This is a genomic window from Campylobacter concisus, assembly GCF_902460545.1.
Lineage (GTDB): Bacteria > Campylobacterota > Campylobacteria > Campylobacterales > Campylobacteraceae > Campylobacter_A > Campylobacter_A concisus_AE.
Genome location: NZ_CABPUE010000004.1, coordinates 113,165 through 125,422 on the forward strand (window position 1 = coordinate 113,165; position 12,258 = coordinate 125,422).

The 12,258-nt window shown below is 35.1% G+C and carries 9 protein-coding genes; 3 read left to right on the forward strand and 6 right to left on the reverse strand.

The features are described from left to right. Position 1 precedes the first annotated feature (1 nt). A complete protein-coding gene (locus tag FZ949_RS04180) occupies positions 2-1,657 on the forward strand; it encodes an ABC transporter ATP-binding protein/permease (protein ID WP_103579635.1) in 1,656 nt (551 codons plus the stop codon). A 29-nt stretch (positions 1,658-1,686) separates the two neighbouring features. Here FZ949_RS04180 and yedE read toward each other — a convergent pair whose 3' ends face one another. Beyond that, positions 1,687-2,745, reverse strand: a complete 1,059-nt coding sequence (yedE, locus tag FZ949_RS04185) for a YedE family putative selenium transporter (protein ID WP_103579634.1) — start codon at positions 2,743-2,745, stop codon at positions 1,687-1,689. Between the two features lie 134 nt (positions 2,746-2,879). Between yedE and FZ949_RS04190 the strand changes: the two genes are divergently transcribed. Both FZ949_RS04190 and FZ949_RS04195 read left to right on the forward strand, forming a co-directional pair. Continuing rightward, entirely contained in the window at positions 2,880-4,079 is a 1,200-nt protein-coding gene (locus FZ949_RS04190) for a molybdopterin molybdotransferase MoeA (protein WP_148790162.1), read from the forward strand. Positions 4,080-4,096: 17 nt separating this feature from the next. After that, the gene (locus FZ949_RS04195) at positions 4,097-5,098 is read left to right on the forward strand and encodes a TerC/Alx family metal homeostasis membrane protein (protein ID WP_103579632.1); all 1,002 of its coding nucleotides are present in this window, start codon (positions 4,097-4,099) and stop codon (positions 5,096-5,098) included. Between the two features lie 119 nt (positions 5,099-5,217). Here FZ949_RS04195 and FZ949_RS04200 read toward each other — a convergent pair whose 3' ends face one another. The 5 genes from FZ949_RS04200 to FZ949_RS04220 all read right to left on the reverse strand — a co-directional run. Further along, positions 5,218-5,781, reverse strand: a complete 564-nt coding sequence (locus FZ949_RS04200) for a MotE family protein (RefSeq protein WP_021090673.1) — start codon at positions 5,779-5,781, stop codon at positions 5,218-5,220. Next, entirely contained in the window at positions 5,781-6,203 is a 423-nt protein-coding gene (locus FZ949_RS04205) for a flagellar export protein FliJ (RefSeq protein WP_103579631.1), read from the reverse strand. Before FZ949_RS04205 ends, FZ949_RS04200 begins: the two co-directional genes overlap by 1 nt. Beyond that, positions 6,200-7,450, reverse strand: coding sequence for an adenylosuccinate synthase (locus FZ949_RS04210; RefSeq protein ID WP_148790163.1), 1,251 nt, complete (start codon positions 7,448-7,450; stop codon positions 6,200-6,202). The genes FZ949_RS04205 and FZ949_RS04210 overlap by 4 nt, the downstream gene beginning before the upstream one ends. A gap of 2 nt (positions 7,451-7,452) precedes the next feature. Beyond that, the gene (locus FZ949_RS04215) at positions 7,453-8,319 is read right to left on the reverse strand and encodes an ATP phosphoribosyltransferase regulatory subunit (protein ID WP_021090725.1); all 867 of its coding nucleotides are present in this window, start codon (positions 8,317-8,319) and stop codon (positions 7,453-7,455) included. Then, positions 8,319-12,258: diguanylate cyclase domain-containing protein (locus FZ949_RS04220; protein ID WP_187424707.1), on the reverse strand; the 3,940-nt coding region annotated here is incomplete at its 5' end. The genes FZ949_RS04220 and FZ949_RS04215, both read right to left, overlap by 1 nt.

Consider the following 12,258-nt stretch of genomic DNA (forward strand, 5'->3'; position numbering starts at 1 on the left):
TTTGAGAATTTTAAGGCAATTTTTTGAAATTTCATCTTGGTTTTGGCTAAATAAAAAGGCTTTTAAAGCATGGGTGGTTCTAGCTTTGATGATATTTGCAAGTCTTGGCGTGACAAAAATAGCAGTTTTGATGAATGAGTGGGAGAAGCGTTTTTACGACGCACTAAGCACGTTTAGCAAGGGTGTGATCTTGCATCTTGTGGGAGAATTTTTACTCTATACGTTATTTATTGTTATTTTTATAGTTTTTGGCAGTTATTTAAAGAAAATTCTCATCATTTCCTGGCGAGAGAGCCTAAGCTCAAAACTAGAAGATCTGTGGCTCAAAAACTCTAGTTTTTATAAAGCAAGTCTTACAAGTACAAATTTTGACAACCCTGATCAAAGAATCGTTGAAGATAGTTTTTTATTTGTTGAGCGAAGTATAAATTTAGTAAAGTCTTTTGTCTATAATGTCGCAAATTTAATAGCATTCGTCTTTATTCTTTGGCAAGCTTCTAAAATTTTAAAGATTGAACTCGCTGGAATAAATTTAGAGATAAGTGGCTTTTTAGTCTACATAGCTATCATCTATACGCTCATTTGTTCACTAGTCACTCACCTTATCGGCAAAAAGCTAAAGCCACTAAATTTTGAAAAACAACACCTTGAAGCCAACTATAGAGCAGACCTACTAATTCTTAGAGAAAATGCAGAAGCAGCCGCATTCTTAAACGGAGAAAAAAGAGAAAAAATGAGGTTTAGAGATGATTTCTTAAAAATAGTCAAAAACTATAAGCATATTATTAACACCGAATTTAGACTTGAGTGCTTTAGTGCAAGCTACCTAAAAATAACAAATCTCATCCCGATCTTTGCCTCGCTGCCACTTTATTTAGCTGGCACTATGAGCTTTGGTGATATGATGCAGGCAAGAACAGCATTTTATAAAGTTCAAGATGGTCTTGCGTGGTTTATGGACTATTACAAGCAGATAATGGAATTTGCCGCTAGCGTAGAGCGTATATATGCCTTTATAAGCATGCTTAACGAAATAAAAAAGACTCATAAATTTAGTCAAAATGACGAAGCTGTGATTTGTAAAAATTTAACACTAAAGACACCAAATGATGAAATTTTATTTAAGGACTTGAGCTTTAGTTTAACACCAAAAAAATGGTTGGTATTAAGTGCAAAGAGTGGAGCTGGTAAAAGTACGGCTTTTAGATACCTAGCAAATCTCTGGCAGCATGGCAAAGCAGAAGTATCGATGCCAAAAGATGGAGTTATGTTTATACCCCAAAAGCCATATTTGGTTAGATCTAGCCTAAGAGAACTCATCTCCTATCCGAACAAAAATGAGCAAAATGATAGTGAAATTTATAAAATTTTAGCCAGAGTTGGCCTTAGCAAATTTAAAAATTTAGATGAAATTTTAGACTATCCTAAGATTACGAGTGGAGGCGAGGCTCAGAGGCTAAATTTTGCCAGAGTCTATCTTGCAAAGCCTAATTTTTTATTCTTAGACGAGGCAACCTCAGCACTTGATAATACTTCAGCGGCTGAAATTTTGAAAAATTTAAAGAGCGATTTTAAGGAGCTTGGCGTGATGATGATCACACATCAACGCGAGCTTTTTGAACTTTTTGATGAAATTATAGATGTAAGGAGTGAATAAATTTGACTGCAAAGGCAGCCAAATTTATATTATGCTTTTTTAGTAAAAACTCCAACATAAATAGCATAGATAAAGCCGATCGCTACAGCATATGGAGCGTAAGGAGTTATGCCAGCTCCTGAGCTTGCAAGTATGAAATTATGGCTTATCGCAGCGCCTGCTCCCATGCCTAAGACAAATACCGCCGAGCTTAAATTTCCAGCTCCCATTTGCACTAAATGTTTGCCTGGGCAGCCATAACTTAGGCTAAAGCAAAGACCAGCCAAGCTCATGCCAAGGAAATTCCAAAGAACGTCATTGTGAGCGATAGGTTGAGCTTCAAAGCCAAATTTATATTGTCCAAGAGCTAAATTTGTGATACTTGCAAAAACGATGATAGATACAATGCCATAAAACATTGAAAGATCACGCTCAAAAACTTTACTAATCGCTCCAACCGAGCAAAATTTACTTCTTTGCATAAAAATACCAATAACAATGGCGCAAATAAGTGAGATAAAGATATTTGCGTGCTGTGAGCCTGGGCCTTTTTCTGAGCTAAATAAAGCACCATTATCGCCAAGCTTTAAACCAAAGACAAGGGCTATTAAAAGCAAAATAGCAATGATTAATGGCAAAAATGCAACTGGTTTTGTTGTGACATCATTTTCAGGTATGACGTAACCATTTTTCTTGAAAAATCGTCCAACAAAAACACCAGCAAATAGACCGGCAAGACCGGCAATAGCGGTCATATCTCCTCCGCCAAGACGTAAAAACGCTCTCCATGGGCAACCCAAAAAGATAAGACAACCAATCATAGCAAACACGCCTAAGAAAAATCTAGAAAAAGCCGCACTGCCTGATACTGGAGTGAAATTTCTACTCCAAAGCATACTTGCTAAAAAGCCTCCGATGATAAGCCCTAAAATTTCAGGCCTTAGATACTGTACCACTTTGGCTTGATGAAAGCCAAAAGCACCTACGCTATCTCTTAAAAAGCAAGCCGCGCAAACGCCCATATTTGCTGGGTTGCCAAAATAAACAAGCACTGGGCCAAGAATGCCTAGGCTTGCACCTGCAATGATGTAAAGCACTGTTTTATTCATGAATATTCCTGTGTATAGGGTAAAATCAAACTGATTTCTTAAACGATATTTTAATAATCATTAAATAAAACAAAGATTAATTTTTTAAGAGCGAAATGGATAGAATATGCAAAAATTTCATAAAAAGGATAAAAATGAAAGATTTTATGAGTTACGCAGATAGCCTAAAAATTCTAAAAGATACAATAAATGCGTGGGAAAAGGTCGAAAAAGTAGCCATCACAGATGCACTTGATAGAAATATCGCCTACGACGTGACAGCTGCTGAAAATTACCCAGCAAAGCCAGTTTCAGCGATGGACGGCTACGCTTTTGCCTTTAAAGATGGTCTAAGCGAGCTTGAGCCCATCACAGACCTGCCCGCTGGAAGCGACAAAGGACTAGTCATAGAGGGTAGTAAATGTGTAAAAACTTTCACTGGCTCACTAATGAGCGAAGGCACTGATACTCTTGTGCCGGTAGAAAATGTCGAGGTTAGTGGCTCAAAAATAATTATTAAAAAGAGCGTGCCAAAGGGTTTTGCCGTACGCGAAGTAGGAGAAAGCTACAAAAAAGGTGAAATTTTGATCAAAAAAGGCACACGTCTAACCTACGCTGAGATAGCACTTCTTGCTGAGCTTGGTATCTTTCATGTAAGCGTTTTCATACGCCCAAGAGTTGCGATACTAGCGACTGGCAGCGAAATAAAAGACCTTGGCGAGCCATTAGAAAATCCAGCACAAATTCACAGCTCAAACCACGTTGGCATCGCCATGCAGATACGCAAAATGGGTGCGGAGCCGATCCTTTGCGAGATCGTAAAAGATAAGGCTGAGCTTGTCGAAAAAGCGATCATAAACGCACTAAAATCAGCTGATATATTAGTGACGACTGGTGGCATAAGCATGGGTGATTACGACTTTGTAAAAGGCGCTTTAAATGAAAATTTTAGTCTTATCATCGAAGGTGCTGCCATAAAACCGGGCCGTCACATCAGAGTGGCAAAGTCAGGCGATAAATATATCTTTGCACTGCCAGGATTTCCGTACTCGGCAATGGTTATGTGTGTGCTTTACGTGAGGGTCCTAATAAATGCGTGGTTTGCTCAAGAAGAGCCAAAGATCACGGCGATAATGAACGAAGACTATAAAAAGCGTTCGCCATTTTTAGAATTTACGGCTGTAAATTTAGAAAATCGTGAAGGAAAAAATTTTGTAAATCTAAATGGTAAAAAGCTTGGCAGTTCAGCGATCGTAAATAATTTAACAAACAAGGCTGCACTTTTAATGATCCCAATGGATAAAGAAATTCTTAAAAAAGGCGAGATAGTAGAAGTCTTGATGATGCCTTGCTAAAATTTTAAGGATAAAAGTTGAACGCATTAGAAATTCAAACAATTATAGTTTTTCTTATAATGGCATCACTTGCCTTTGGAATAGATCTTTTTGCTCATAAACATGATGAGAAAATTTCACTAAAACAAGCTGGTATTTGGTCTATCTTTTGGATAGGAGTTTCGGTACTTTTTGGCATATATTTATATTTTGAGCGAGGCAGTGAAATAGCAAGTCTTTATTTTGCAGGATATGCGCTAGAAAAGTCGCTCTCAGTAGATAATCTTTTTGTGATGATGGCGATTTTTTCATGGTTTAAGATACCTGAAATTTATCGCCATAGAGTGCTTTATTTTGGCGTTATAGGAGCTATGATATTTAGGCTCATCTTTGTAGCCGTAGGTACGATGCTTTTTGCCATCTCGCCTTGGATGGAGCTAATATTTGCAGCAATAGTCGCATATAGTGCCGTAATGATGATAAAAAAAGATAAGTGCGATGAGGATATAAAAGATTATTCAAACCATATAGCCTATAGGGCAGTTTACCGCTTCTTTCCGGTTTTACCACAGCTTTTTGGACATAGCTTTTTTGTTAGATTTAGCGAAATTTCTAATCAAATTTCAGATAGTCAAAAAACTACTCTTAACGATCAAATTTTAAGGCTAAAAGCTACTTGGATAGCAACACCATTATTCTTGTGCCTTTGTGTGATTGAGCTAAGCGACGTGATATTTGCTTTTGATAGCGTTCCAGCTGTCATTGCTGTGAGCAAAGATCCTGTGATTGTTTATTCAGCGATGATATTTGCGATACTTGGGCTAAGAACGCTTTATTTTGTGCTTGAAGCACTCAAAAATTTTTTAAAGTATTTAGAAATTTCTGTGATAGTGCTTTTATTTTTTATAGCAGCAAAGCTAGCTTTAAATGCGACTGCTCATATCTTTCATCATGGTTTTGAAATTTCTGCACAAATTAGCCTTTTTATCATTCTAGCCATCCTTGGAGTTGGGGTCGTAGCAAGTTTGGTTAAAAAATAGCCACCACAAAAGTATACAAGCTAAAGTTAGGCAAGCTTAAAATTAAAAATTTATAAGCAAGTGCTTTATATTTTGGTGTCTAAATTTTTTAAAATCTTGCTTGCTTGTGCAAAAATTTATTACTGTATATTTATGCTACCAGCTGGGGTTGGCATATCGCCTTTTTCATCAGCAAATGGTGGCCCTTTTTGAAGCAAAGTGGTGATCTCAGATGCTACTTTTGGATCCATTTTTGCCATGATAGTTGATATCTTTTTGGCATCAAGAGCATAAAGTATGGTGGCTGCGTTTGATCTAGGCATTTTAGAGAGCACCTCAGCTGCCGCGCCATCTTTCATCTTAGAATACGACTCATTGACTTTATCACTAGTCATTGTGCGAAGTTCTTTTAAAATTTTCTCATTTTTGGCGACCACTTCATCGATCTCTTTGCGTTTTTGCTCGATCACTTTCATTGTCGCATTTAGGTCAGCTTCTTTTTTGGCAAGCTTTTTATTATTTTCTTCATAGGCTGCTGCCGAGCTTGCGCGAAATACCTCTAAAGCTTGGCGCTGTTCATCTATGATCTCAAGCTCCTTTGAAATTTCTTCTTTTCTAGCTTCAAAAATTTGCGTACAGTCAACTGGTACTTCAAAACAAAATGCAAAATTTAAAACAATGAAAAATAATAAAACCGCTCTCATCAAAACTCGCTCTTAGTTGTAAATTTCATCACTGCAAACTCATCAAGCGCAAGTGCTTCAGCCTTTTGTATGCGTTTTATCTCTTTTTTAAACTCTTCTTTTTCTAGATATTTCATCTTTTCGTACTCTAAATTTGCATTTTTATATTTATGTTCGTAATGCGAAACCTCTTTTTTAGCTATCTCAAGACTCTCTTTGCAGGCATTTAACTCTTGCCTTGCTATCTTTATAAACTCTAAATTTTCCTTTAGTTCGCCTATATTGCCACTTTTTGGCAAGCAAAACTCCTCAAGCCTTGCTCTTAAATGCACTAAATTTTCTTCAAAATTTCTTACATTAAGCCTGGCGACGGCGAGCTTTGCCTCTACCTTATCCATCTCTTGTTTTTTTACGCGGACGATAGAGGTAAATTTGCTTTTCATCTAATGATCGTATCGCTTCTTTCAGGGCTTGTTGAGATGTAGCCGATCTTTACGCCAGTTAGCTCTTCTATTCTCTCGATATAAGCTCTTGCATTTGCTGGCAGATCTTCATATTTGCTTATGCCTTTTACGCTATCCCAGCCTGCTAGTTCTTCATAGATAGGAGTTGCATTTTCAAGATCTGTCGGCATATAATCGATAGTTTCACCATTATATTGATAAGCTTTGCAAATTTTTACCACTTCAAATCCATCAAGTACATCAAGCTTCATAAGTGCATAGGTATCAACACCATCAAGTCTTGATGCGTATTTTACACTCACAGCATCAAACCAGCCACAACGTCTACGGCGGCCTGTTGTTGTGCCAAATTCCTTACCGATATCACACATCTTATCGCCACTTGTGCCTTTGTCTTCTGTTGGGAAAGGGCCAAAACCAACGCGAGTCGTATAGGCCTTTATGACGCCTATTACTTCACCGATTTCTTTTGGATTTAGTCCAAGACCTGTGCAAGCACCTGCACTTATAGTATTTGAGCTAGTTACGTATGGATATGTGCCATGGTCGATATCTAAAAGCGTGCCCTGAGCGCCTTCAAGCAATACCTTTTTATTTTCATCAAGTGCCTTCCATACTAGGTTTGTAGTATTTGCGATAAATGGAGCTAAAACCTCTTTATATCTTTTTAGCTCTTCAAACAATTCGTTCTCATTAGGAATTTTTACACCAAGTGCGTCAAATACACATTTGTTTGTCTCAAAATCATGCATCAAAGCATCGCATAAACGCTCTGGTTCAAGCAGTTCGCCTACTCTGTGACCGCTTCTACTTATTTTATCAGCATAAGTTGGTCCTATGCCTTTTCCAGTCGTACCGATAGCCTTTTCGCCTTTTAGTCTCTCTTTTGCTTGATCGATTTGGCTATGGTAGCTTAGATTTAAATGTGCTTTATCGCTAATATAAAGCCTTCCCTCCAAATTTTCAAACTGAGCCATTTCAGTGATTAATACTTCTGGGCAAACAACAACACCATTGCCAATGATGTTTATAATATTTTTATGCAAAATTCCACTTGGAACAAGGTGAAGCGCATATCTAACGCCATCAACCCAGATCGTATGGCCGGCATTATGGCCGCCCTGTGAGCGACAGATCATGTCATAGTTTAGTCCTAGCATATCAACTATCTTACCTTTACCCTCATCACCCCATTGAACTCCAACTACTAAATCAGCCTTTCTCATTCTTACTTCCTTAAATTAATTTTTTCTTCTATCAATGCATCTGTATAAACAGCAAAACCACTGTTTATTTTTCCGTCTATTTCGTAGCTGCCGCCACTTGCTATTATGCTGTTATTTCTTAAAAATCTAAAAAATAAACTATCGTAATATCTCATTTTCGAGTAATATAGCGGAACTATTCTTAAATTTTTATATTCTAAAGCGCTGGCTAAATTTCTCAAATTTTCAAGCGGTTCTTTTAGTTTACTTGGAGAAATTTTAATCACTTCATCCAACTCATCAACTGACTTTAAAAGAGCAAGAGCGCTTAGCCATGGAACATTTTGAGATAAAATTTTCTCCATTTGTCCATTTTCAAAAATTTCAATAGGCACGCTTAAAATTTCACAAATCACTCTTGGAATTTGTATATTGCTTACTTGCAAAAATGTATCCATTTTTAGCTCATTAAGAAGCTTTGCTACGATATTTATGCTTTTTAAAACATCATTTTCACCGATTAGTTCGGCTCCGATTTGATAAATTTCTTGGCTTGGATAGCGAAAGACTGGCTGGATATAAAACCATCTTTTTGATTCGTTTGCTTTTAGCCTTCTAAGCACGATCCTTACAGTATCTACCGTACTATCAGCTCTTAGGCTTATTTCGTGATTTAGGCTATCGCTAAAACGTAAAAGATTTGTAGCATCTACACTTAAATGCTGGTGATATGAGAAAAATGGCGTTACGATCTCGCTAAAACCTTCATTTTCTAAAATTTCACTAGCTTTTTGCTCGATCTGCCTCTTTAGCTTTGCACTACTGGCAAAGTACAGCTTGCTTCCATTTGGGATTTCGTGCTCATAAACATTTAAAGCATTTTCATTCATTATTTATTCGCTCCACTCAAATTTAGATCATTATCGCATAACAAAATTGCCTCATTAGCTAAATTTATTACGTTCTCTTTATCTATTTTTACAAGGATCGTATCTAAAATTTCAGCTAATTTTTCATTTATTGTTCTGATATCATCTACTTGATTTGCTATTTCGCTTTTTAATTTTTCACTTATTTTTTCATCGCATTTAAGTAAATTTATCAAACGAGTCATAAGCTCTTTTACGCCTACTATTTTGCAAAGCATATTGTAATTCTCATCATCTTGAAAATTTCTTACATTTAGCGGAGATGATAGAGTGAATTTAAATTTGAGCACATCATCCAGGCTAAGCTCTGGCGCAAAAAGCCGTCCTTGAAATCTACTAAAGCCAAATCCAACAAAAATTTCAAGCATGCTTTTATCTTCTAAATTTTTTATCATGACATCAAAATCAAATGTATCTGATACATACTTTATCATGCGTATGGTCTTTAGCGCTTCTACTGAATCAAAAATCTGTTTGCAAAATCTTTTATCTATATTAAATCTATTTGTTTTTAACATACCTAACGCTTCTACTGAGCCCGAATAAGACGCAAAATCATCAAGCGAAAAGCTAACGCCTAGCTCCTTATAAGCATCGATATATCTAACAACATCATCTAAATTTACGCCACTTGCGGAGTCAACGATATCTATGATTAGCCCATTAGCGTCTAGTTGCTCATCTTTTAAAAGCTTTTTAAATTTCTCAAAAAACTCAGAAGTCATTAGCTTTTTAATGCACAAATTTACTCTAACTTTTGCATTTATTCCCTCTTTTAGCCATACAGCCCTGGCTTTTAAAGCATCTTTTAGTGTAAATAATGCGATAGCAACAACTGCTTTTGAGCCTTTTGCAAGCGGTAAGAAGTCTGATGGCCTTAATATCTTATCGCCATTTTTCCATCTAATAAATGCCTCAAAGCTACTAACTTCCCCACTTTTTATATCAATCTCAGGCTGATATAGTAAGAACATCTCGCCAGCATCGATAGCTTCAATGATCTTTGAGTCATCTCTATATTCATTTTTAAAGTACGTATCTTTTTTCGAATTAAATACATAATACTTATTTTTTCCATTAAGCTTTGCTTGATACATAGCCCAATCAGCTCTTTCAATTAGATCATCAACACTAAGTGCATCGCTACTTAAGCTAATGCCAATACTTACGCTAAGTTTTTTCTCATCATCATCAATAGAAATTTTACTCTGACCCACTCTTAAGATGTTTTCAGCAGTTTCGTAAATTTCTCCCAAATTTTCATAAGGCATAGCACCTATAAACTCGTCCCCGCCTATTCTTGCAAATATTCCTTGTTTTGGAAAAATTTCATCTATTTTTTTTGAAATTTCTATTAGGATTTTATCGCCTACTTGATGTCCGTATCCGTCATTTATCGATTTAAAATTATCAAAATCAACATAAAAAGCTGCTATTTTTAAGCTTTTTTTCGCTTGTTTTAGTAGATTTTCTAGCTTATTAAAAAGCAAAAATCTATTTGGTAGTCCAGTCAGAGTATCGTGATACGCGATAAATTCGAGATACTCTTTATTGTAGCAATCATCATTTGCGCTTGAAGCTAACAAAATATATCCCTCTTGATCGCCAAATGCGTTTAAAAGCTTACTTATACTTATGACTTCGAGTCTATTTTTGCTTCGAACATCATGAATAAGACCTTGCCAAAAGCCAGTTATTTTAAGTGAATTTAAAATTTCATCTTTAATATCTTTTAGTCCGTTTTTAAAATTTATTATATCTTTTGAGTAAATTTTCTCTATAAAATTTTTATCTCTAGAAATGTCAAGCGTATCGAAAAAAGCGTCATTAGCATCTATGATCCTAAACTCATCATCAAGCATAATAATTTGCTCTTTTGCGTATGAGAAAATTTTTGCTAAAAGGTCTTGATAAGAAAAAAAGCTATTTTGCACACTAAGATCTTGCATTGTGCCCTTTATAACGCTTACTTCACCATCATAAAAAGCTATTGCTTTTGCTCTAATCCTTACATAAATAATCTCTTTATCAGCCCTATAAAAACGCACTTCGCCATCATATACTTCACCTTTTTTTATAAGGTCAAAAAAGTCCTTAAAGCTTACAAATTCATCTACAAATATAGTTTTTGCACGTTCAAAATTTATACTCATATCCCCATTTAATGCATATCCGAGCGACTTGGCGATAGCATTTGGGATATAAAGGGTGTCGCTTTTTTTATCCCATGAAAAGACAAGCGCTTGGCTTGCCCAAAGTATGCTTTGAAAATATTTTAATTCAGCATCATATTTTTCTTGCAACTTTGCTATATCACTTAAGTCATTAAAAAAGTAGATGATCTTTCGCTCTTTATCAGCACCATTATCAATAAATTTTACTTTTATCTTAAATGGCGTTTTGTTGTTTTCATTTGTTTGCATATTGGCTACGAGATTTATCTCGCTATTTTTGCTACCTTTTTCAAAGAATTTTTTAGATTCATTAGAAATATTTACAGCAAACTCATCTAAACTTTCAGGGCTTATTAGATTTTTTAAATTTATGAGCTTCTTATCTTGCGGGACTTTAAAGACACTATCGATATTTTGCGTACTTCTTACGATAGAAAATGGATCGCTGCTTAATGCTTCTGCTATTACATTTGGCGATAAAAACGAATAATCATTTATTGCTTCGTTATCCTTTTTCGTAAATTTTTCATCGTCAAGCTCGTGTATAAGCATAAAATTTAGCCTAGAATCCCTTAGCTCGATCTGCGACTCTTGTAAAAATCCCTCTTTAGTGCCGCCATCTTTTGTTTTTAGCTTGATTTTAAAACTCATATCGCTATTTTGAGTATCTTGTTTCATTTGCATAAACAATGCAAAATCGTCATCTATTAAATCATTTAAATTTAGCTCTATAATCTCATCTTTTGTGTAGCCAATGGAAGACAAAAATGCATTACTAGCATCAATAATATCACCACTATAAGCATCATAAACTACTATTTTCAAAAAGCTTTGCTCAAAAATATAGCCAAATCTACTTTTGTATTCTTCTAGTCCATCAGTTGCTTTTTTGGTTTCTATCTTTAGCTTGTTTATTCCATTTTTTATATCTTCAAATTCTGTTACATTTAAACTTCGTCTTATCTCGTATTCATCGCCATCTAAAGTATCTCTTACCTCTTTTAAAGCTGGCATTATTCTATTTTTTATAAATTTTACATCTCTAACCCACAAAATTAAAGAAGATATAAAACAAAAGATCGATAGCCAAAATAACACAAACTGCATAAAGATATGAAAATGCTTCGTTGAAGCTGTAATAACAAAAATTTTATACTCTGGCATATAGCTTATGAGATAAAAGCTCATATGGCTTAAAGAAAATATTATTTTATCCTCTTTAAACTCATCGCCAAGACTCACATAAGGCAAAAACATCGATTCATCAAATTTTTTATAAAACTCATCTCTTGATAAATTTCCATATTTATCTACCAGATAAGCATAAGTTTTGCTTTTATCATCGTAATCTACATTAGTGTAGTTTTGCAAAAATTTTATATCAATTTGAACTAAAATGCTGCCTCCATTTTTTAGTCCATAAGATGCATAAATATCTCTAAAACGATTGTTTTTATAAACTCGATCTGATACTGTAAATTTCCCGGCATCTGTCTCATTTAAACTAAGCTGAGATAGATCCTTTTCGGCTATGTCATCAGCACCTAAAAATCTCTTTGAATAGATTAAATTTCTATTTTTATCAAAAACGTAAAAAGCTATATAAAGATCGTTTTTTGTTGAATTTTTATCAAATAGCATATCACTAAGGCCTGCTTCAACCATTTTTGATTTTAAAAATAGATCGTTTTTTATTATAAAAAAGCTATTTGAGATTGATGATTTT

What these genes read in the sequence shown, in the direction of transcription:
- yedE (WP_103579634.1), bottom strand. Translation starts at nt 2,745, where the DNA reads ATGAATAAAACAGTGCTTTACATCATTGCAGGTGCAAGCCTAGGCATT.
- FZ949_RS04190 (WP_148790162.1), top strand. Translation starts at nt 2,880, where the DNA reads ATGAAAGATTTTATGAGTTACGCAGATAGCCTAAAAATTCTAAAAGAT.
- FZ949_RS04200 (WP_021090673.1), bottom strand. Translation starts at nt 5,781, where the DNA reads ATGAGAGCGGTTTTATTATTTTTCATTGTTTTAAATTTTGCATTTTGT.
- FZ949_RS04205 (WP_103579631.1), bottom strand. Translation starts at nt 6,203, where the DNA reads ATGAAAAGCAAATTTACCTCTATCGTCCGCGTAAAAAAACAAGAGATG.
- FZ949_RS04210 (WP_148790163.1), bottom strand. Translation starts at nt 7,450, where the DNA reads ATGAGAAAGGCTGATTTAGTAGTTGGAGTTCAATGGGGTGATGAGGGT.
- FZ949_RS04215 (WP_021090725.1), bottom strand. Translation starts at nt 8,319, where the DNA reads ATGAATGAAAATGCTTTAAATGTTTATGAGCACGAAATCCCAAATGGA.